Raw genomic sequence first — 22,129 nt, forward strand, 5'->3', positions numbered from 1 at the left:
TTGGAAGGCCGGCTTTTATCAGCCGAGACGGCAGGCGCAAGAGAATTATCTCGGCGGCCTTTTGCCTAAGCCAATCGCAAACGCCGAGCAAGAAGGTCGATTTCAGTTGAAGATCGACCTTTCGACATCACCCGACAGATGCAATCATTTCACTGAGGATTCGACCGATAGCCGTTTCCGGCAGGCCAAGATCGCGAACGCTGCTCATGTGATTGGAGCCTTCGAGGCTTTCGCTGGTGACCGACAGTCCTTGTTGTTGCAAGCGCAATGAGAAGGTGTCCGCCTGTTGATGAAACGGCGGCGTTTCTTCAGCGCCGACCGCGATGATGGCGTGACAGCCCTGGTCAAAGGAGTGCAGCATCGGCGAAAAGTCGGCAACCTCTCTATCGGTGATGGCTATCTCTGAGCGCAGAAACGATGACTGCAGGGGCTTCAAGTCGTAAAGGCCGCCAAGCAGGAGAGCGGCCGACACGCCTGAGAAAGCCTCCTGTCGATGAAACAGGAAGCTGGCAAGATGCGCACCGGCGGAATGACCGCTGACCGTAAAGCGCGATCCGTCGCCGCCGTGGCTCGCGATATGTTTAAGCACCCATTGCTTGGCCCGTCGAACTTGGTCGACAAGCACGTCCATCCGGACATGCGGCATCAGGGCGTAATCGACAATAACGGCGATTGCCCCTGTGCCGGTAATGGTGTCGGCGACATAGGAGTAGTCGCGCTTGGAAAACATCCGCCAGTAGCCGCCGTGGATGAACATGTGCACCGGCCGCCCTTCGAGTGTACCGTCCGGGTAGAAGAGGTCCAGGGTTTCGCTTGCACCGTCTCCGTAGGAGATTTCTTTCATGCGGAGCCTTGCGCGGGTAGAAGCACTCCTTGCCTTGATCTCCGACACGATGGCGTCGAATTCCGGCACGTGTCCCCGTATGCGGAACGGATCGGTTTCCAATGATTTCTCCTCTGACGTGTCAGAAGCTCGTTGCGATATATTTGGCTTCCATGAATTCGGCGATGCCGTGATGCTGTCCGCCCTCACGACCGAGACCACTCTGCTTGACGCCGCCAAAGGGCGCCGCCGGATCGGAAACCAGACCCCGGTTGAGCGCGATCATACCCGCTTCCAAAGCGGAGGAAACGCGCAGTCCCCGCGTAATGTCGCGCGTGAAGACGTAAGCGGCAAGGCCGTATTCGGTGTCGTTGGCACGTCCTATCACCTCGTCCTCGGTCTCGAACCTGTAAAGAGGTGCGACCGGTCCGAAGATTTCCTCATGCGCCATCTCTACGCCATCAGGCATGTCGACAAGAACTGTCGGCGGGTAAAAGTAACCCGGCCCAGCAGAGACCTCGCCGCCACACATGGCGCGCGCGCCCTTTTCCTTTGCGTCACCGACCAGGCGATCAATCTTCTCCACAGCCTTTGGCGTGATCATCGGCCCGCATTCGGTCAGGGTGTCGACGCCCGGACCAACGGTCAGAGCTGCCATTCTTTTGGTCAACCCTTCAGCGAAGGCCGCGTAGATTCCGGACTGGACGTAGAGGCGGTTTGCGGCGGTGCAGGCCTCGCCGGCATTGCGCATCTTGGCAACCATCGCGCCGTCGAGCGCTGCCTCCAGATCGGCGTCATCAAAAACGATGAACGGAGCGTTGCCGCCGAGCTCCATGGAACATGAGACGACATGCTTGGCCGCTTCTGCGAGAAGCAGGCGACCGACGCCTGTCGAGCCGGTGAACGATAGTTTTCTGACACGTGGATCCGCCAGAATGGCGGCACTGAATGGGGCAGGGGCGCTTGTCGTCAGAACGTTGACGACGCCTGGTGGTACGCCGGCCTCCTCGTAGATCGAGGCCAGTGCGTAGGCCGTCAGCGGCGTCTCGCTTGCCGGCTTCAGGATGACGGTACAGCCAGCGGCGAGGGCGGGGGCGATCTTTCGCGTTGCCATCGCAGCCGGGAAGTTCCAGGGCGTGATCAGCAGGCAGATGCCGATCGGCTGGTAGTCGACAATGATCCGATTTGCTCCCGACGGGGCGACGCCGAATTCTCCCGTTATGCGGACGGCCTCTTCGGCGTTCCAGCGAAAGAACTCGGCGGCATAGGCGACCTCGCCGCGGGCGTCGCGCAGCGCCTTGCCGTTCTCGAGAGAGATCAGGGTAGCAAGCATTTCGGAACGCTCGATCATCAGCTCGAAACAGCGTCGCAAAATCTCCGAGCGCTTGCGTGGCGGTGTCGACCGCCAGGCAGGCGCAGCCTGGGCTGCGGCCTCGACGCTTGCCTGTGCATCCTCGACGGTCGCGTCCGCTACAGCAGCAAGAAGTGCCCCGGTCGAGGGGTCGATCACATCGATCTTGCGCCCGCTTTTTGGCTGCCGCCAGCTCCCATCGATATAGAGACCGCGGGCTGCAGCCTCGATGTCTGGCAGGTGGCGGTCGGCCTGTGGCACTTGCTGGGCAATGGTCATTTTGTTCCTCGAATGTTTAGAGGGCTGAGGCGGCAAGATCGCCGTCATAGGCTGCACGAACGAGACGCTTCATGGCGTCGATGTCGAAGGGCCTCGGGTTGTTCTTGATCAATCTGTCGATGCTGAGCGCCTGTTCGGCAGTCCAGTCGAGCTTGTCGGCGGAAAGCCCGAGATCGGCGAGCGTCGGCGTGATGCCGATGGCCTGAAAGAGCCTGCGGATCTCCTCAATGGCCGCCTCCGCCATCTCCTGCGTCGTCTTGCCGGTTGAATCCAGACCCAGCGCTTGCCCGATCTCAGCCATTTCGGTCATCGAGGCGGAGCGGTTGTAGTTCATGACATAGGGCATCATCGTTGCGACGCCGAGCCCATGGGCCGTATGGGTCAATGCGCCTGCGGGATACTGGATGGCGTGCGCTGCGGCAGTGCCTGCCGTGCCGAATGCACAGCCGGCGGCCAGCGCACCCATCATGACGTCAGCGCGCGCATCTTCGTTCGATCCCTCCTTGCAAGCCGTTTCCAGGCTGCGTCCCAAGAGCTTGATGGCGAGAAGTGCGAAATGATCGGTAATTGCGCTCTTACCAATGAAGACGTGGTTCTGTGGCAGCGACGGGTCGGTGCCGCGTCGGGCGGCCGTGAATGCCTCGATTGCATGGGTCAGTGCGTCTGCGCCTGCGACAGCGGTCAGGCCCGGCGGGCAGGACATCGTCAGCTCAGGATCGCAGATGGCCGCTGCGGCGATGAGATATGGGCTCGATATGCCGACCTTCAACGTCCGGTCCGGGTCGGAGATGACGGCAACCGGCGTCACCTCGGAGCCGGTCCCCGCCGTAGTCGGGACAGCGATGATCGGGATTGTCGGACCGGGAACCTTGAACTCACCGTAATAGTCGGCGAGGCTTCCGCCGTGGCTCAGCAGAAGGGCGGCGCATTTTGTCATGTCGAGGCAACTTCCTCCGCCTATCCCGATCACCATGTCGGGCGCGAAGCTCCGCGCCTCTTCGACGCATGAGGCAACAGTGTCGCGCGGGACATCCGGCAGGACCCGGTCGTAGACCAATGTCTCGATCGATGCCGCGTTCAACGCGGCAACGAGTTCGGCGAATATGGACGTTCCTGCGAGGCGCTCATCCGTGCAGATCAGCGCCCTTCGACCAAGCCTGCTGGCGACCGCCGGCAGCGCAAAACGTTGGCCTTTGCCGAACAGGATTTCTTTCGGGAGCCTGATGGCGGCGAAGAGGGTCATTGTGCTGGTCCTTTCACCAGTTGTGGGATGAAGAAAGACCGTGAGGAAGTGTCGCAAAATTGGCGTGCGATTTCTTTCGCGCCCATCCAAATGACCCTCATGAAACCTCCGATATAAAATCCTATAGGATATGGGATTGCATATCGCCGAGCATCGTGTTAGCGATTGTTCCTGTCAAGAGGCAAAAGAAATACAGGGCCGGAATACGATGATGCTCAATGCCACGCCTGATCCGAGTGGTTTCATCCAGCGTAGCAACAGTCTCGCGGACAGCGTCTACGAGGTGATTTTTGCGCAGTTAATGTCCTTGAAGATCGCTCCGGGCGCGCGCATCACCGTCGATAATCTCGTCAAGGAGTTCAACGTCTCCCAGACCCCGATCCGCGAAGCGCTCGGCCGCCTCGAAGGAGAGGGACTTGTCGTCAAGACGCATCTCATCGGTTACAGCGCGGCCCCGCAGATCACTCATCGGCGCTTCGACGAGCTTTACCATTTGCGGTTGCTTCTCGAGCCTGATGGTGCGGCAAGGGCGGCAAGGGCGATGGACGATGAAAAGCTCGCCATCCTGAGGGAGGCGGCCGGTGTCATGGGGCGCCGGGAAGGAGGCGATGAACGGCTGCGCTATTCGACCTTCGCGCGGCAAGATGCCCTTTTCCATGACAGGATCATGGAATTTGCCGGCAACGAGCTCATCCGCCAAACCCTTAGCCACCAGCACACGCATTTTCACATCTTTCGACTGATGTTCCATTCCCGCGTCACCGAAGAGGCGTTGGACGAGCACGAGGCACTTCTCGCCGCCTTCGCTGCAGGCGACCCATCGGCCGCCGAAAAGGCAATGAGAACCCATCTCGAACATTCACGGGACCGGCTCGTGCCGGCCTTCGATTAAGAGGCGGGTAATGTCGAACGTCATGACCATCGAGAGGAGAGGGAGGAGCGTGGTGGCCGAGACAGAAGACCTCGCCTCTCATCCGGTCCTTCGTGCAGAGGGCATGTCGAAGCAATACGGATCCGTCACCGTACTCTCGGAGGTCACGCTCGATATCCTGCCCGGCGAGATCCATGCCATCATCGGCGAGAATGGCGCCGGCAAGTCGACATTCATGCGGCTCCTCTCCGGTTATGCCGAACCCACTGCCGGAACGCTGTCGATGGACGGACGCAAGGTCGGTTTCTCGAAGCCTGAGCAGGCCCAGGAAGCGGGTATCGTTCTGGTGCACCAGGAGATTCTGCTTGCCGACGCCCTGACCGTTGCCGAAAATCTCTTCCTCGGCCGGGAACTGATGCGCCATGGCTTGGTCGATGATCGGACGATGCGGCGTCTGGCCGTCGAAAAGCTTCACGACCTTGGCTGCCACGTGTCGCCGAATGCTCTGGTGCGCGACATCTCGCTTGCGGATCGCCAGCTCGTGCAGATCGCGCGCGCACTCCTCGACGACTACAAGCTTGTCATTTTCGACGAGCCGACCGCGGTCCTGACGGGTGAGGAGGTCGAGCGGCTGCTTGCAATCATCCTGCAGCTGAAGGAGCAGGGTGCTGCCGTGCTCTACATCAGTCATCGCCTGGATGAGGTCCAACGGCTTGCCGACAAGGTGACGGTGCTCAGAGACGGCAAGATGGTCGGCACATATCCCGGCCATAGCCTGACGCAGATGGACATGGCGCGGCTGATGGTCGGGCGCGATCTCGCCGCACTTTATCCCGAGAAGACCGTAAAGCCGGCTTTACAGGCGATGCTTGAAGTCCGGGACCTCAGCGTTCCTGGCTTTGCAAGCGAAATCTCGTTTACAGCCCACAAAGGCGAAGTCCTCGGATTTGCTGGCATGATTGGTGCTGGCCGCACCGAAGTGTTCGAGGGCATCATGGGCCTGCGTCCCGCCACGGGAACCGTAAAATTGCAGGGCAGGACGATCGACATCAGGCGCCCCCGGGCGGCGATGGATGCCGGCATCGGTTATCTGACTGAAGACCGCAAGGGCAAGGGGCTGCTGCTGCAAGAGCGGCTCGCGCCGAACCTCACGCTGTCCGCCCTCAGCAGGTTTCATCCCGGCCTTCTGATGCACCGCCGCCGCGAGCAGGGCGCGCTTGTCGAGGCCATCAAGGCCTACGACATCCGCCTGAAAAGTTACGCGGTCAAGGCGGGCCAACTTTCCGGCGGCAACCAGCAGAAGCTTCTGCTTGCCAAGGTGCTTCTCACCGACCCTTCGGTCGTGGTCATCGACGAGCCGACGCGCGGGATCGACATCGCCAATAAGGCCCAGATCTATGCCTTCATCGAGCGCCTCGTCGCAGAGGGCAGGACTTGCATCGTCATCTCGTCCGAGATGCAGGAACTGATCGGGATCTGCGACCGGATTCTTGTGATGCGGGAGGGGCGCATCACAGGAGAGGTGACGGGCGACAGAATGACGGAACATGAGATTGCGCTTCTTGCCACCAGCGAAACGACGCTTGTGGCGAAGCAGGGAGGAAGGCAATGACTGTGATTACGGGTTCGACACCGGTTCGGCCGGAGCGAGAATGGAACATCGGCTGGTCGGATGTCGGTCCGTTCCTTGCGCTTCTGGCGCTGCTGGTGATCGGTTTTTCGATCAACTCGGATTTTCTCTCTGCGACCAATCTCGGCAATGTGATCACCCGAAGCGCTTTCATTGCCATCATCGCGGTCGGCGCCACCTTCGTCATCTCGTCAGGCGGGCTGGATCTCTCCGTCGGTTCGATGGCCGCATTCATCACCGGCATAACCATCATGTTCATGAATAGGATGGCTCCCGACTGGGGTGTCCTGGCAATTCCCGCCGGCATGGCGGTCGCGCTCGTCGTCGGGCTCATCTGCGGGCTGATGAACGGGGTCATCGTTACGGTCGGAAAGATCGAGCCCTTCATCGCAACGCTCGGCACCATGGGGATCTTCCGGGCCCTCATTACCTATATGTCGGACGGCGGAACGATCCCGATCGATCGCAGCCTCCGTGACGCCTATCGGCCCGTCTATTTCGGGACCCTTGGCGGTATTCCCTTTCCGATCCTCATCTCGATTGCCGTCGCCGCCATCGCATCCTTCATCCTCTACAAGATGAAATATGGCCGGAAATGCGCCGCCGTTGGTGCGAACGAGGACGTTGCTCGCTATTCAGGCATTTCTATCATCAAGACGCGCACGATCGCCTATGCGATCCAGGGCGCTTGTGTTGCGATCGCCGCGATCTGCTACGTGCCGCGCCTGGGTGCGGCAACGCCGACCACCGGCGTGCTGTGGGAATTGCAGGTCATCACTGCAGTCGTCATCGGCGGAACCGCCCTGCGGGGTGGCAAGGGCCATGTCTGGGGCACGGTCGCCGGCGCGGTCATCCTCGAACTCATTGCCAACCTCATGGTGCTCTCGGATTTCGTGTCCGAATATCTCGTCGCCGGCGTTCAAGGCGTCATCATCATTATCGCCATGCTCATACAGAGGTTCTCGAAGTAACCGCGTCCGGACCGCGCGGATTGATGTTTGTGGTCCGATTCTGGGAGGAATGAATGTCTAAAAAATGGATTGCGGCCTTGGCCGTCAGTACGGTGCTGCTTGCCAGCCAGGCCCTTTCGGCAGACAAAAAGGTCGTCGCAGTGTCGATCCCGGCAGCCGACCATGGCTGGACGGCGGGCATCGTCTATCACGCGCAGGCCGCCGCCAAGGAAATCAATGCCGCCTTTCCGAATGTCGAGGTCGTCGTGAAGACCTCGCCCTCGGCAACGGCGCAGGTGAGCGCGCTTGAAGATCTCTCCGCAGGACGCAAGCTCGATGCGCTGGTCATCCTGCCCTATACGTCGGAAGAACTGACGACGCCGGTCAAGGCGGTCAAGGATGCAGGCACCTTCATCACCGTCGTGGACCGTGGCCTGAACGACCAGTCCATCCAGGACCTCTATCTTGCCGGCGACAACATCGCGGTCGGCCGCAATACGGCGAAGTTCATGATCGACAAGCTGGGCGGCAAAGGCAACCTCGTCGTCTTGCGCGGTATCCCGACCGTCATCGACGATGAACGCATCCAGGGCTTCCAGGACGCCATCAAGGGAACCGATCTCAAGGTTCTGGACATCCAGTACGCGAACTGGAACAGTGACGACGCCTTCAAGCTGATGCAGGACTATCTCGCAAAATACCCGCAGATCGACGCCGTCTGGGCAAATGACGACGATATGCTTCTTGGTGTGCTCGAGGCCGTCAAGGAATCGGGCCGCAAGGACATCAAGCTCGCCCTCGGCGGCAATGGCATGAAGGACATCGTCAAGAAGGTCATCGACGGCGATCAGATGACGCCGGTCGAAACACCCTATCCGCCATCGATGATCAAGACCGCCATCTACATGACCGTTGCCAATATTGTCGGCCAGGCGCCGGTGCGAGGCACTGTCAAGCTGGATGCGCCGCTGATCACGCAGGAGAACGCCAAGGAATATTACTTCCCCGACTCTCCGTTCTGACAATACCTGAAACCGGGGCGGCCGCAGCCGCCGCCCCATTGCATGAAGAAGAGGAGCAAATCATGCCTGGTAAGAAGATACTGATGCTGACCGGTGAGTTCACCGAGGAATATGAAATCTACGTCTATCAGCAGGCGATGGAGGCGGTCGGCCATACGGTCCACGTGATCTGCCCCGACAAGAAGGCTGGCGACCTGATCAAAACCTCGCTCCACGATTTCGAAGGCGATCAGACCTATACGGAGAAGCTCGGGCACTTCTTCACAATCAATAAGACCTTCTCGGAGGCCGAGGCGCAGCTCGACCAGTATCATGCAGTCTATTGCGCAGGCGGTCGCGGCCCCGAATACATCCGGACCGATAAACGCGTCCAGGCAATCGTGCGCCATTTCCACGAGAAGCAGAAGCCGATCTTTACGATTTGCCACGGCGTCCAGATTCTGATTGCCGTCGACGGCGTGGTTCGCGGCAAGAAGGTGGGTGCCTTGGGGGCTTGCGAGCCGGAAGTCACGCTTGCAGGGGGTACCTATATCGATCTGTCGCCGACAGAAGCCTATGTCGATGGCACCATGGTTTCGGCGAAGGGATGGACTGCACTTGCGGCATTCATCCGCGAATGCCTCAAGGTGCTGGGCACGGAAATCCGCCATAGCGACGATATTGCCAAGGCTGCCTGAGCCTTCTCTCTTGCTAAAGCTTGTTCCTTGGTTTGATGATCAGGCAATCCTCGCAGGGCGCGGGGGTTGCCTTTCCAGGGACGGTCCTTGCCTGCTCTCGGGCGGCAGATAAATGCGCAGCATCATCTGCCGGCAGCAATCACGGCGGCGCCGAGAGCGCCTGCCGCGATCCGCCGGCTCTCGCTTCAATCCAAACTATAAATCCCATCTAGAAGATTCTGGGCGAGTGGTCGCGATGCCGATCCACGGTTTGAGCAATCCGAGCGACTTCCCTCATGATCTGAGGGAGGGATCCAAAGATAAGGTCCTTCCGTTGTTGCTCGCACGCTCCAGACGATCGGCGCCCTCGGAGCCGCGTGCGATCATCGCCATCGCGATATGCCGCGCCTCTTCGGCGAAGCCGCCAAGGATCGCGTTGGCGAGCGCGAGATGGATCGTCGGGTTTGGATCGTAGATCAAATCGTGCTCGTCGAGTGCAAGGTCCGCGGTAAAAAGCGTCCGCAGCATGATTTCGAGCGAGCGCCCGATCCCCTGCAGCAAGCTGTTGTGACTGGCCCGCAAGATCGCAAGGTGAAAAGCTATATCCTGCTCGATTGCCGCAATGGACGGCAAATCCTGCATCGATCTGGCCATTGACAGGATCGTCTGCCGTTCCTCGATGGTCGCGTTTCGAGCTGCCATTGCGGCTGCGCCGGGCTCGATCATTTCGCGCAGTTGCGCGACTTCGCGCCGGAAGGATGCATGCGATTTCCGGTCTTTGAGCCTCCAGCGGATGATGTCGACATCCAGGCCGTTCCAGTCCTCGGTCGTGGCGACGCGCGATCCGTAACGGCGCGCGGTCCTGATCAGGCCCTTGCCCGCGAGGACTTTGACTGCCTCTCGCAGGGCGTTTCTCCCGACGCCGAAGCGGGCGGCGAGTTCCGGTTCCGGCGGCAAATGCTCCCCCGGCTGCCAGTCACCTTCGACGATTGACCTGCCGAACCTCTCGACCGTATCGGCGATCACCCCCTTCGGCAGCATGATATTGTCCTTCTTGCAAAGTCTTTAGATCCCATCTATAAGCCCGATCAAGCTTGAGGAGGCTTCGCGCGTCGCAGGCAATGATGCGGTGATCAATCGATATGTCAACCGGATCAGACATTCAAACGGGGGAAGAAGCATGGGTTTGAGAATATCCACGATGATCGGTCTTTCAACAGCTATAGCCGGCGCTGCAATTTCGCTGTTGCCGTCTGCGGCGGCGGCCGAGACCGTGATCAAATGGCTTCATCCAGAGGCCCAGCCGAAGGTTGTGGCGGTCTGGCGGGGAATTGCCGATGCGTTCGAAAAGGATCATCCGGGTGTCAAGATCCAGATGCAGTTCCTCGAGAACCAGGCCTTCAAGGCCAAGCTGCCGACCCTGTTGCAGTCGTCTGACGCCCCGAGCATGTTTTACAGCTGGGGTGGCGGCGTGTTGAGAGCGCAGTCTCAGACCGGGATGCTTCGCGACGTGACGCCGGCGCTGGACGCTAATGGCGCGGCCTGGAGGGCATCGCTGAACGCCGCTGCAATTGACGGCCTTTCGAGCGGCAACAAGGTCTGGGCAGCCCCCTTCAAGGTCAGTCTGGTCTCTTTCTACTACAACAAAGATCTCTTCGCCAAGGCGGGCGTTGATGCCGGCTCGATAACGAGCTGGGAGAAATTTCTCGACGCCGTGAAATCACTCAAATCTGCCGGCATCACGCCGATCGCGGGTGGCGGAGGCGACAAGTGGCCGCTGCATTTCTACTGGGGCTATCTCGCCATCCGCGAAGCCGGCAAGGATGGGTTCAATCAGGCAAAGTCCGGCAACGGAGACGGCTTTGTCGGGCCCGCATTTGTGGAGGCCGGCAAACAGCTCGCCGCGTTGGGCAAGATCGAACCTTTCCAGAACGGTTACCTCGGCGCGACGTGGAACGATGCCCTCGGTGCCTTCGGCAATGGCAAAGCCGCAATCATCCTCGGATTTGAAAACACGCCGGGAACGCAGGCCGTCAACGCGGCCGACGGAAAAGGACAACCCCTGTCCAACATTGGGCGCTTCGCATTTCCTGCCGTCGACGGCGCACCCGGTCTTGCAACCGACAATCTTGGCGGCATCAACGGCTGGGCGATAACCAAAAACGCTCCACCCGAAACGGAACAGTTCCTGCAATATCTGAGTTCCACCGGACCGCAGCGCATCCTGGCAAAGGAAACCCGTGTTCTGCCTTCGGCAAAGGGCGCGGCCGATGCCATCGACGAACCGACGGTAAAGGCTGCGGCCGACGCCGTGGCGGCCGAAACCTGGCATCAGAATTTTCTTGATCAGGATCTCGGGCCGAACGTGGGTGCGGTGGTCAATGACATGTCGGTCGAAATCGTCTCCGGCGCCGTGAGCCCCGCTGATGCGGCCCAGCAGATACAGGACGCTTTCTCGCTCGAGTAGTCTTGAGCTCTGAGATCACCAAAAGTCAGCCGCCTCGCGAAAACAGGCGAGGCGGTCAGCTCGTCCCCGTCAAGCTGGAATTGCATTCGATAGCGAGCAAATCTTAGACTGCTTGAAACGGCCTGATCAATCTGACGGATGATGCCCGATGAAAATCGAACGAATTGAGTGCTTCACGCCAAGGGTGGGGCATCGAAACCAGTTCCTCGTCAAAGTCACGACCGCAGATGGGATTCATGGCTGGGGAGAATCCGGTCTGACGGGTCGGGAACATGCCGTCATTGGAGCGATCCGGCATTATCAGGAATTTCTCGTTGGGCGCGACGTCCGCAGGGCGGGTGCACTATGGCAGGAAATGTACCGCAGCCAATATTTCGAGGGTGGGCGGGTCCTGACAGCGGCGATTGGTGCACTCGATATTGCCTTCCACGACATCCGCGCCAAGGCGCTTGGCGTGCCTGTCCACGAGCTTCTCGGCGGCAAACACCGTGATCGTGTTCCGGCCTTTGCCACCGCGCCGGCCGATCCCGGTCCCGAGATGATGGAGCAGGCCAGGATACTGATGGATGCGGGCTGGAACTCCATCCGCTTCGTGCCGTGGGGACAGCATTCCCTCGACGTCTTCGAGCCGAGAGAGTCGATTGCGCGCACGGCGCCGTGGATGGTCAAGGTCCGGGAGGAATTGGGCGCCGAGGCAGTGCTCGGTATCGACTACCATCATCGGCTCAGCGTCGCCGAGGCGGCCTCCTTCTGCCAGAAAATGCCATCCGGAACGCTCGATTATATCGAGGAGCCGATCCGGGACGAGACGCCGGAAGCCTATGAAGCGCTTCGAAGGATGACGGATGTGCCATTTGCGATCGGTGAGGAGTTTTCCTCCAAGTGGCAGTTCCTGCCCTATATCGAGCGCGATATCCATCAGTTCAATCGACTGGACATTTGTAATGTCGGCGGGTTCACCGAGGCCATGAAGGTCGCCGGCTGGAGCGAAGCCCACTATGTGGATCTCATGCCGCACAATCCGCTTGGTCCCGTCTGCACGGCGGCGACAGTGCATCTTGCCGCTGCGGTGCCGAATTTTTCCTGGCTCGAATGCCGCGCTTCTCCCGTCGAGCAGCTCGGCTTCGATTCCCGCGAGCTCTTTCCGCAGCAGGCAGAGTTGAACGGCAGTTACTACGATATTCCGGAGGTTCCGGGCCTGGGGATCGAGGTGAACGAAGATGCGCTGAACAAGCTCGACTTTCAGTATTTCGAGCCCCCGCATCTGCGCCGTCGCGACGGCAGCTTCACCAACTGGTAGTGACAAACAGGAATGGCGATTTCAGCATCCTCGTTGCGTGAACGCGGACGGCGACAGGGCTTTTAAGCCTGATGCGCAAAATCTCCCTTCAATCATCACCTGTTTCCTCAGCATTGGCGGGTAAAAGCCGCGGACGGACCCCGGCCTTCCAGGGCTATCGGCTCATGCGTCGTTTGCGAGGCGGTGGCCTTGCGCGTCGAATAGGTGAACTGCCGAGGTATCGATGGAGATCTTGATCTTGGCGCCCGGCGCGAATCTCATCCGTTCGCGAATGAGTGCGATCAAGTTCTGGCCACCCAGCCTGACAACGACCTGCGTTTCGGAACCGGTTGGCTCAACCAGGACGACGTCCACTTCCAGCCCCGATGGATCAAGACCGATCGCTTCGGGGCGAACACCCAAGACTGCTGCTCGTCTATTCGTCGAGTTGACCGGTAGAAGAACGCCATCGGCTGTACGAAACCCCTCTTCGGTCATAAGTCCCTCAAGAAAGTTCATGGACGGCGAACCGATGAAACCGGCGACGAAGGTGTTGCAGGGACGATCATAGAGTTCGAGAGGCGTGCCGATCTGTTCGATGACGCCGCCGCGCATGACGACAATCCTGTCTGCCATCGTCATCGCCTCCATCTGATCGTGCGTTACACAGACCGTTGTCGTGCGCAGGCGTTGATGCAACTCCTTGATTTCGGTACGCATCTGTACGCGCAGCTTCGCATCGAGATTGGAAAGCGGCTCGTCGAACAGGAAAACCGCAGGGTTGCGGACGATGGCGCGGCCGATGGCGACACGCTGGCGCTGCCCGCCCGACAATTGTCGCGGATAGCGCTCCAGGAGGGGCTGAGGACCCAGGATCGCCGCCGCTCTCTCGACTTTCGCGCGGACCTCGCCACTCGTCTCTCCACGCCGTGGACGGCGCCGCCGTTCGAGTTGCTAGGCCGTTGCAGCGAAATCTGCGCTCAGCACGGCCTCCTTCAGCGCACGCGAGTAGGGGTGCTGAGGATTGTCGAGGACCTTGCGCGCCTCGCCCTGCTCGACGATCTCGCCTTTGCACATGATGATGATCCGGTCGCTGATGTAGTAGGCGGTGGCGAGATCATGGGTGATGTAGACGATGGAAAGCCCGAGCTCGCGTTTCAGTTGTTCGAAAAGACTGACGATTGCCATGCGCAGTGACGCATCGACCATCGATACCGGCTCGTCGGCGATAAGCAGGCGTGGCTGCGGGATCAGGGCACGGGCAATTGCGGCGCGCTGGAGCTGGCCTCCCGACAGTTCGTGCGGAAACCGGCCCTTCACTTCCGCAAGACTGAGGCCCACATGGCCGAGAGCCTCGTCGGCCAATCGTTCGATCTGCTGCCGATCCAGCTTGCTCGCGCCAGCTGAGAAGTTCCGCGCTGTTTCGAAAAGGTAGCGATCCACGCGCTTGAGTGGGTTGAAGGCTTCGAAGGGGTTCTGCAGGACTGGCTGCACTTCCCTCATGAAAGCGCGACGCTCGGCCTTGCCGTGGAGGGCGACCGCTTTCTGACGAAATTGGAGTTCGCCTTGCGTGGGCGCTGTCTGTCCGAGGATCATCGCTGCGATCGTTGATTTTCCGGAACCGGATTCTCCGACGATGGAGAGAATCTCTGGCTCGCTGCCGATCTCGAAGCTGACATCCTTGACCGCCACAATCTGCCGCCGGCCAAGCATGCCGCCCTGACGGTAGATCTTCGTGACATGAGAGAGAGTGAGAAGAGCGCTCAAGCCTGATCTCCCGTAACCGCAAAGCAAGCCACTCGCCGATCCGGCTCAACCGTGATCATCGGCGGGACCTTCTGCGAGCAGATCTCCATCCGCTTCGGACAGCGCGGATGGAACCGGCACCCCTCGGGTGGCATGGCAAGGTTTGGCGGACGTCCCTCGAGCGAAGGCCGGGCCTTCGCATCGCCGATACGCGGCAGGCTGCCGACCAGATGCTGAGTGTAAGGGTGCAGCGGCAGGGCGAAGAGCTTGCGGGTTGGCGCTTCTTCGACGAGGCGGCCGGCGTAGACGATACCGACGCGGTCAGAAACCGTCGCATGCACGCCCATATCGTGCGTGACGAATAGGAAGGAGGAGCCTATCTCGCGCTGGATTTCGCGGATCATCGACAGCACGTCGCGCTGGACGATGACGTCGAGCGCCGTCGTCGGCTCGTCGGCAATGATGAATTCGGGTGTCAGGATCGTTGCGAGCGCGATCGTCATACGTTGGCGCATGCCACCGGAGAGTTCGTGCGGATAGGCCTGGAGCAGATGCGGATCAAGTTTCAATCTTTGGAGATGCGAGCCGACTTTTGTGAAGAACTCATTCTTGCCGACCTTCATGTGACGGAAGGCGAAATCGGTGAAGGAGTGATGGATGCGCCGAACCGGGTTCAGCACATTCATCGACGCCTGCATGATATAGGATAGGTACAGCCAGCGAAGCGCCATACGCTCGTCCGCCGTCATGGCGTACATGTCCTGCGTGCCACCGGCGAAATGGAATATCACCTTGCCCGATACGACCTTGAGCGGTGGCCGGATGGCGCCGGCAATCGTCTTGATCAAGGTCGTCTTGCCACTGCTGGATTCGCCGGCGATCCCATAGATTTCGCCGCGCCCGATCGTCAGGGTGATGTCGTCGACGGCGCGCACCTCACGATCGACACCGTAAAGGAAGGCGCGGTAATAGGCTTTCAGGTTCTGGACTTCGACCAGGGCATCCATGGCTAACCTCCCATCCGGTTCAGCCGGCTGCGCGGATCGTTGTATTCGTTCATCGACATGGACAGGAGAAACAGCGCCAGGAAGAGAACGACGATGACGGCAACGGGTGCGGCCACCCACCACCATATTCCCGCTATCAGCGCCGAATGGGCATTCGCCCAGTAGATCATCATGCCCATGGTCGGCGTCTCGATATCGGTGAAGCCCAGCACCGACAGGGTGATCTCCATGCCGATCGACCAGATCATGTTGTTCATCGTGGTGGCGAAGACGATCGGCAAAACATAGGGCAGGTGCTCCTGGATGAGGATCTTGCGCATGCTCATGCCGGAATAGACGCTCTGGGTGGTGAAGGGTCTCGTCTTCAGACCGATCGCGACCGAACGGATGAGGCGGGCATCGTAGGACCAGCCGAGCGAGGCCATGATGACGATGAGCGCAGTCCAGGTCATGCTGTCCTTCAGCACGAAATAGAACAGGATCAACAGAGGGAACTGCGGGATGACCATGACGCTGTCATTGATGGCCATCAGGACCCGGTCGACCGCGCCGCCGGCATAACCGGCGACCAGACCGACGACGAGCGATATGATGCGCGAAAGGAAGGCGACGCCGATGCCGAAAAACAAGGTGTTGCGAAGTGCGGTCGTCAACTGCCAGAAAACGTCCTGGCCACGTGATGTCGTGCCGAGCCAGTAATCGCCGTCGGGCGGCATGTCAGGCGGCAGAAGATAGATGTCCGTGGCGCCGTAGGGCGAGAAATAGGACACGATTACCAATCCGACGATGACGGCAAAGAGCAGCAGGCCACAGAGGAACTCCATGTTCTGGCGTGCGAGGTCACGGATGATCGTAAACATGCTCTATTCCACCTTGATGCGCGGATCGATCAGCGGGCTCAGAATGTCGATGATGAACACGGCGGCGGCGACGCCGACGATCGACAATGCGCTGAGGCCGAGCACCAGGCTGTAGTCGCCGGCATGCACCGCCGAAATCAGCAGGTTTCCGATGCCGGGATAGCCGAAGACGATCTCCGTGATGACGGTGCCGTTGAAGATAGCGCCGAGTGACATGGCAAGCCCGGTGAATTGCGGCACCATGGCATTGCGGGCGATGTAGGAGCGGAGAATTTTTCGCTTCGGAACGCCGCCGAGTTCGGCGAAGACGACGTAATCATCGGTGATGATGTTGGAAACAAGCGCGCGCATCCCGATCAGCCAGCTTCCAGCGCCGACCAGGATCAGCGACAGCGCCGGCAGGATCGAGTGTTTCAGGATATCGAGGACGAGCGCGAAGGAGAGGTCCAGATTGGTGTTCATCTCGTAGCCGCCATTGATCGGCAGCACCGGCCAGAGATAGCCGAACACGATGAGAAGCACGAAAGCAAGAATGTAATAGGGAATGGGAAGCAGGGCGATGAAGACGAGGCTGACGGCCTTCAGCACCATATCCTTCCTATAGTAGCCGGCGAGCGCGCCGATCGCATTTCCGAGCACGAAGGAGATCAGAGTGGAAACTGTCATCAGCCCGATGGTCCAGGGCAGGGACCGCAGAATGATGGTGGAAACAGGCGTGGGAAAGGCCGAGAGCGAGGGGCCGAGATCACCGGTCGCAAGCCGCAGCCAAAAATGCAGATATTGCTGCCAGATCGAACCCTCCATTCCGTAGAGCTCTCGCAGCGACTGACGCATCAGTTCAATCGCATTTGGATCGGATTGCCCCATCTGCGTGATGGCGCCTATGCTTTCTTCGACCGGATCGATCGGGGTCAGGTGGGTGACGAAGAATGTTATGGTCACGCCAAGAAATACGACGAGCAGAAACTGACCGAACCGCTTCAGCACAAAGATCAGATAGGACGTCATAGAGCAGTGGTTCCTCTCTGGTTCCCTTTTTCGAAAGGATTGACGGACATGGGGCGCATGCCCGTCAATAGGGGGCCGGCGCGACATGATCGCGCCGGCGTTGGGAGGATTATTTCGGTTGTGCCGGCTTCAATTTGACCATCATGAGCCTGGAATTCGCCCAATTCGGAACCGGGTCGGTATAGGGGTCTGATATCGTCGGATATCCGGTCCAATACGTCGTATCCATCGAGGTGAAGACGTTATAGGACATCAGCGGGATCGTCGGCATTTCACGGGCGACCAGCTTCAGATAATCGTTGCCGAGCTCGATGCCCTTCGGATCGTCGGCGCTGATGCCGCGGATGCTTTCGATGATCTTATCGAGCTCCGGATTGCTCCAACGCTGCCAGTTGCGCGGCGGCTGATTGTCACCCTTCTTTGCCACGAACTGCGAGTGCCAGCTGTCGAGGAAGAACGACAGGTCGGGATCGCCGCCCCAGGTCTCGACGCTCCAGGCAATCGCTACCTGGAAATCGCCGGGCTGCAGTGCAACCTGCCAAAGTTTTGCGGCGGGCACGGCTTTGGCGTCGATGCCGAAAGAGGCCCATTGCTGTGCGATCAGGGTGCCTGCTCGGGTGAAGACGGAGCGCGTGTCGCCCTCAACTGTCATCCGGATCTTGAACGGCTGGCCGTCCGGGGTCATCCATTTGCCGCCGGTTTTCTTGAAGCCTGCCTTTTCCAGAAGTTCGGCTGCTGCCTGCGGATCCGGTTTCCACCAGCCGTAGCCGAATGCCGTGCTGATCGCTGCCGGATCGGTCGGGATCTGGTCCTTGAACTTCGGCTGCTTGCGCAGGATATCGGCAACCTGTTGTCCGATTGTCGGATCATAGGGTTTGATCTTTCGTTTGCCGGTATCGATCTCGAAATTCTTCAGCCAATCCTGCATCGGCGCCTGGTAGTCTTTCATGGTGGCCGCCGTGGGCGGTACGCCGAGTGCCGACAGCGTGGCAGCGCCGCGGTAGCTCGCCATGTCTACGGCCTTGATGTCGATCAAAAGGGCAAGCGCCCAGCGGACATCGGGATTGGCAAAGGCCGGATCCTGGTTGTTGAAGATCACCGCCGGAAGCGTCGGATCCGGATGGGCAAAAGGAAAGCCCGGGAACCAGGTCTCGACCGACTTTGACTTCTCCTTGAGGGTGAACATGCCTTCGGGCGTGTTGTCGTGAATGATATCGAGATTGTGTTCGAGCTGCGCGATGGTGCGTTTATCCGGCGGGCCGGGATCGACATAGGTCACGTATTTCGGGCCCGGCTCGCCGAAGCGCGCAAGCGATGTTCGCTGCCAGTCGTCGCGCTTCTCCCAGGTATACCATTGGCCCTGAGGATCGTAGGCCTTGAGCTTGTAGGCGCCGAGCGAGACCGGATTGGCGAAATCATAGCGAAGCGGATCGGCCACCTTCTCAAAGACATGCTTCGGCATGATCCAGGCTCCGTTCCAGCGCACGGTGAAGATCGCGTGGAAACGGGAATTGGGCTTTTTCAGCTTGAAGACGACCGTATAGGGATCGGTCGCTTCAACGCTCGCCACCTGCACGGAAAAGGCAGCACCCCAGACCATGCTGGGATGGTCCATCTGTGTCTTGACCGTATAGACGAGGTCGTCGGCGGTGAATTCCACGCCGTCGCTCCAATAGAGCCCCTTGCGCAGTTTCACCGTCATCTCGGTGAAGTCGGCATTATATTGCGGTTTGTCGGCGGCAAGGGAATTGTCCCAGGTCGAGCCGCCGAGGCCTTTTTCCGGATCGATGTACCAGAGCGTGTCCATGGTCAACTGCTGCAGGCCGGTTGAAACGCCACCGCCGCCGTTGACCCAAATATTGAACCAGCCGGGATTCTTGATAGTGCCTTCCGGATTTTCGACGATGAGGGTGTCCTTGCGAGGCAAGGATTTATAGTCATCAGCCTTAGCCGCGGCCATCAGGCCGAGCGTCGCCAAGGCGACGCCGAATGCAAGCTTCTTCCAATGCTGCATAATCTCCTCCCTTTGAATGCGACGAGCGCGCGGCCGCAATGGACGCATGGGACGTCGCGGTTTTGGGTTCGTAGCCGCATTGGGACTTGTGCTTGTCAGGTCCGATGCTTCTGCGAACCATTCCTCCGGCTCGGCTGCCTCCTCGCAGCGAGCGGATATTCTCCAGGCCAGCACAAGTGTGATGGCCGGAAAAGTGTCAGACCGACAGCCGGATGACGCTGTAGGACTGGGGCTTTAGCGTTGCGCGCAATCTGCCATCCTCGATTTTCGCGTTCTCGACCTTGACGGGGGCGACTGTCTCCGGCTGCCGAGCCGTGTTGACGGCCTGCAGGTCCGGATGCGTCATCTCCACCTGTTCCAGCACGCGGGCGTTGGCAAAGCCATCCAGCCGGGCGTCGAGGTCAAGCGCGTTTTGCGGATGACGGTTGACGACAAAGAAGGTCAGCGTCCGGCTGTCATCGGAAAGGACCGCTGATGCGTCGAGATAGGGGACGTCGTCCGCTTCGTCGCAGTCATAGGTCGGCGCGTCGGTGATGAGCTGCAGGGCCGATCCACGGCCGTATTTTGATGCGAAATAGAAGGGGTAGTAGATCGTCTGACGCCAGGCCGGACCGCCATTCTCGGTCATGATCGGAGCGATGACGTTGACGAGCTGGGCGATGCAGGCAATGCGCACGCGATCCGAACGGCGAATGAAGGTATTGAGAATACCGCCGACCTGCAGCACGTCCTCGAAATTATAGACGTCTTCGAGAAGATGTGGCGCATCGGGCCATTCGTTCTTCGCCAGGATATCCTTGTCCTGCTGGTTGGAATGATACCAGACATTCCATTCGTCGAAGGAAATGCCGATCGTCTTCTTCGACCGCTTCTTCGCCTTGATATAGTCGATCACGCCGCCGATGGTGGTGATGTAACGATCAAGCTTGGTCGTGCGGGCAAGATAGTTGAGCGTATTTTTCTCGCGGTTTGCGAAATACATATGCAGCGAAATATAGTCGGCGCTGTCATAGCACTCGTCGAGGACCTGCGCTTCCCAGTCCGGATAAGTCTTCATATCGGAATGTGACGAGCCGCAGACCACGAGCTCCAGCGATTTGTCGAAATTGCGCATGGCCTTTGCCGTTTCGTCGGCGAGCCGGCCATATTCGTGCGCCGACTTGTGTCCGACCTGCCAGGGGCCATCCATTTCGTTGCCGAGGCACCACAATTTGACATTATGGGGCGCTTCCCAACCATGCTTGCGGCGCAGGTCCGACCAGTAGGTGCCGCCAGGATGGTTGCAATATTCGAGGAAATTGCGGGCCGAATCCAGCCCGCGTGAGCCGAGATTGACGGCGAGCATCGGCTCGGTCTTCGCCTTCTTGCACCAGTCGACGAATTCGTTGACGCCGATCTGGTTGCTTTCACGGGTGCGCCAGGCAAGGTCAAGACGGACAGGGCGCTCCGAACGCGGGCCGATGCCATCTTGCCAATCGTAGGCGGAAACGAAATTGCCGCCGGGATAACGACAATAGGGCGTATCGAGCTGCTGCACGAGATCGATGACGTCTTGACGGAAACCGTCCGCATCGGCTGTTGGATGCCCCGGCTCGTATATGCCGCCGTAAACGGCTCTCCCGAGGTGCTCGAGGAACGAACTGTAAAGTCTGGGATCAATGTTCGCGACCCGAAAATCGCGATGAACGACAACATTCGCCTTCAACGAACCCTCCCTTAAATATCGATTTCTTCGTTCTTATACAGCTATCTTGATGGCTTGATTGGAGGGAGTCAATTGAACAGCGCGTGCGCTATGCACCGCTCGGACGCCAGAAATAATTATTAGTTCACAGTGATTTAGATCGGAATTGTCGTCTTTTGGCGAAAAAAATATCGTACTATTGAAATCAGGATTTCCGATATTGTTCGTTAAATGTAGAGCCGCATAACGATGTCGCGGCCATGATTCCCAAATCCACGGCCGAATATATTCACGCCGCCGGTATGGCTGGCATTCTCGGCAATGCCGACGCGCAGGCGGATCGAGGAATGCTGCGCGAGGGCAAGGTCTCCAACCGTGACGTTGGAGGTTGAGACGCCGTCGATGAATGTGCCTCGTGTGGAGATACGCCAGGTTTTCAGGTTGCCGTATTGGGACCCTTTAAGCTTCCACCAGTCAGGCGTATAGGCGCCGCGCTTGTCACCATAGTCGCCAGGGGAAGTCCAGGTGCCGACCGGCATTCCATTGACCCAAAGCGTGATGTCGGAGGGCCAGTCGAGATTGGTTCCCGGCACTTCCGAAGACAGTTCCATCGAAAACTCGATGGCGCGTACGTCCTTGTTCAAAACCTTGGCATTGTTCGGGAACTTGTATTCGACAAAGCCCCTTCCGAACCACACGAGACCGGCCTGCATACGCTGTGGATCAAGGAAATAGTCAGGAACGTCGAGCAGGCCGATGACACTGTCACTTGAGCAAAGGCCACAAGGGGCGTGGATGTCGCAACTCGTATAGAGCCCAACCGGCATCTCAACCTCGATGACGTCGTCTGCCTTGTTGACGGACTTGTCCTCAAAGCTGATGAGGATTTCATCATAAACTGCAGAGCAGATTTTCTGATTGCCCTTCCGGCCTTTGGCGAGGCGAGATTCGACTAATCCCACGTCCTCCAGAATTTGAATTCCGGTTGCGACGGTTGACTGCGGCAGCGACAGAGTTCGGGCCATGTCGTTGACGTTCATGGGGCCTTTTGAGCACAAAAGTTTGAGGAGCTGTAGGCGTCCTGGTGCAGAGAGAGCTTTGATAACGGTGTCATTGACTCCGGCATCGATCGTCAAAAACGAGCGTTCCATGATCACTCCATGCTGCGTCACACACGGCTTTATATCGACAATGCTGATACAGCAAGTTGCCAGAGGCCGATATAAATCGATTTCTTTG

The 22,129-nt window shown here is 59.1% G+C and carries 18 protein-coding genes and 1 pseudogene; 7 read left to right on the forward strand and 12 right to left on the reverse strand.

Features of this window, described 5'->3' with window-relative positions:
• Positions 1-127: 127 nt before the first annotated feature.
• The 3 genes from AC1DM5_RS22155 to AC1DM5_RS22165 are packed head-to-tail and all read right to left on the reverse strand — an operon-like array spanning position 128 to position 3,696.
• Positions 128-946, reverse strand: coding sequence for an alpha/beta hydrolase (locus tag AC1DM5_RS22155; protein ID WP_477822305.1), 819 nt, complete (start codon positions 944-946; stop codon positions 128-130).
• A gap of 19 nt (positions 947-965) precedes the next feature.
• Positions 966-2,453, reverse strand: coding sequence for an NAD-dependent succinate-semialdehyde dehydrogenase (locus tag AC1DM5_RS22160; RefSeq protein ID WP_477975643.1), 1,488 nt, complete (start codon positions 2,451-2,453; stop codon positions 966-968).
• A 16-nt stretch (positions 2,454-2,469) separates the two neighbouring features.
• The gene (locus tag AC1DM5_RS22165) at positions 2,470-3,696 is read right to left on the reverse strand and encodes an iron-containing alcohol dehydrogenase (protein WP_477822307.1); all 1,227 of its coding nucleotides are present in this window, start codon (positions 3,694-3,696) and stop codon (positions 2,470-2,472) included.
• A 211-nt stretch (positions 3,697-3,907) separates the two neighbouring features.
• Here AC1DM5_RS22165 and AC1DM5_RS22170 point away from each other — a divergent pair, with 211 nt between their 5' ends.
• The 5 genes from AC1DM5_RS22170 (at position 3,908) to AC1DM5_RS22190 (ending at position 8,846) form a co-directional block, all read left to right on the forward strand.
• A complete protein-coding gene (locus AC1DM5_RS22170; protein WP_310382178.1) occupies positions 3,908-4,588 on the forward strand; it encodes a GntR family transcriptional regulator in 681 nt (226 codons plus the stop codon).
• A gap of 22 nt (positions 4,589-4,610) precedes the next feature.
• Complete coding sequence (locus AC1DM5_RS22175; RefSeq protein WP_477822339.1) at positions 4,611-6,179, forward strand: sugar ABC transporter ATP-binding protein; 1,569 nt, start codon at positions 4,611-4,613, stop codon at positions 6,177-6,179.
• On the forward strand, positions 6,176-7,168 hold the full coding sequence (locus AC1DM5_RS22180) for an ABC transporter permease (protein WP_439018268.1): 993 nt from the start codon (positions 6,176-6,178) through the stop codon (positions 7,166-7,168). The genes AC1DM5_RS22175 and AC1DM5_RS22180 overlap by 4 nt, the downstream gene beginning before the upstream one ends.
• Positions 7,169-7,221: 53 nt before the next feature.
• Positions 7,222-8,169 carry a substrate-binding domain-containing protein gene (locus AC1DM5_RS22185; RefSeq protein WP_310381700.1) on the forward strand — a complete coding sequence of 316 codons (948 nt, stop codon included), beginning with the start codon at positions 7,222-7,224 and terminating at the stop codon, positions 8,167-8,169.
• Between the two features lie 62 nt (positions 8,170-8,231).
• Positions 8,232-8,846 (forward strand): DJ-1/PfpI family protein, encoded by a 615-nt coding sequence (locus tag AC1DM5_RS22190; RefSeq protein WP_112972442.1) that lies wholly within the window; start codon positions 8,232-8,234, stop codon positions 8,844-8,846.
• A gap of 273 nt (positions 8,847-9,119) precedes the next feature.
• Here the strand turns inward: AC1DM5_RS22190 and AC1DM5_RS22195 are convergent, their stop codons facing one another.
• Positions 9,120-9,866 (reverse strand): FadR/GntR family transcriptional regulator, encoded by a 747-nt coding sequence (locus tag AC1DM5_RS22195; RefSeq protein WP_477822308.1) that lies wholly within the window; start codon positions 9,864-9,866, stop codon positions 9,120-9,122.
• A 139-nt stretch (positions 9,867-10,005) separates the two neighbouring features.
• Between AC1DM5_RS22195 and AC1DM5_RS22200 the strand changes: the two genes are divergently transcribed.
• Together AC1DM5_RS22200 and AC1DM5_RS22205 are read left to right on the forward strand one after the other, a co-directional pair.
• A complete protein-coding gene (locus AC1DM5_RS22200; RefSeq protein WP_477822309.1) occupies positions 10,006-11,292 on the forward strand; it encodes an extracellular solute-binding protein in 1,287 nt (428 codons plus the stop codon).
• Positions 11,293-11,440: 148 nt separating this feature from the next.
• Positions 11,441-12,592, forward strand: a complete 1,152-nt coding sequence (locus AC1DM5_RS22205; protein WP_477822310.1) for a mandelate racemase/muconate lactonizing enzyme family protein — start codon at positions 11,441-11,443, stop codon at positions 12,590-12,592.
• Positions 12,593-12,754: 162 nt separating this feature from the next.
• On the opposite strand, the pseudogene AC1DM5_RS22210 reads toward AC1DM5_RS22205, so the two are convergent.
• From AC1DM5_RS22210 to AC1DM5_RS22245, 8 genes and pseudogenes are all read right to left on the reverse strand, one after another.
• Positions 12,755-13,522: pseudogene (locus tag AC1DM5_RS22210) on the reverse strand (ABC transporter ATP-binding protein); the annotation flags it as partial.
• Between the two features lie 3 nt (positions 13,523-13,525).
• On the reverse strand, positions 13,526-14,338 hold the full coding sequence (locus AC1DM5_RS22215; protein WP_477975645.1) for an ABC transporter ATP-binding protein: 813 nt from the start codon (positions 14,336-14,338) through the stop codon (positions 13,526-13,528).
• The gene (locus AC1DM5_RS22220; RefSeq protein ID WP_477822312.1) at positions 14,335-15,324 is read right to left on the reverse strand and encodes an ABC transporter ATP-binding protein; all 990 of its coding nucleotides are present in this window, start codon (positions 15,322-15,324) and stop codon (positions 14,335-14,337) included. The genes AC1DM5_RS22215 and AC1DM5_RS22220 overlap by 4 nt, the downstream gene beginning before the upstream one ends.
• Before the next feature lie 2 nt (positions 15,325-15,326).
• Positions 15,327-16,184: an ABC transporter permease gene (locus tag AC1DM5_RS22225; protein WP_477822313.1), complete on the reverse strand. Its 858-nt coding sequence runs from the start codon at positions 16,182-16,184 to the stop codon at positions 15,327-15,329.
• Positions 16,185-16,187: 3 nt separating this feature from the next.
• Complete coding sequence (locus AC1DM5_RS22230) at positions 16,188-17,192, reverse strand: ABC transporter permease (RefSeq protein ID WP_477822314.1); 1,005 nt, start codon at positions 17,190-17,192, stop codon at positions 16,188-16,190.
• A gap of 109 nt (positions 17,193-17,301) precedes the next feature.
• On the reverse strand, positions 17,302-19,206 hold the full coding sequence (locus AC1DM5_RS22235; protein WP_477822315.1) for an ABC transporter substrate-binding protein: 1,905 nt from the start codon (positions 19,204-19,206) through the stop codon (positions 17,302-17,304).
• Positions 19,207-19,402: 196 nt separating this feature from the next.
• Positions 19,403-20,911: an arabinosylfuranosidase ArfA gene (gene arfA / locus AC1DM5_RS22240; protein ID WP_477822316.1), complete on the reverse strand. Its 1,509-nt coding sequence runs from the start codon at positions 20,909-20,911 to the stop codon at positions 19,403-19,405.
• 206 nt (positions 20,912-21,117) lie between these two features.
• The gene (locus AC1DM5_RS22245; RefSeq protein ID WP_477822317.1) at positions 21,118-22,041 is read right to left on the reverse strand and encodes an ArsR/SmtB family transcription factor; all 924 of its coding nucleotides are present in this window, start codon (positions 22,039-22,041) and stop codon (positions 21,118-21,120) included.
• Positions 22,042-22,129: the final 88 nt, after the last annotated feature.

Source organism: Rhizobium sp. 01T437, from assembly GCF_056398505.1.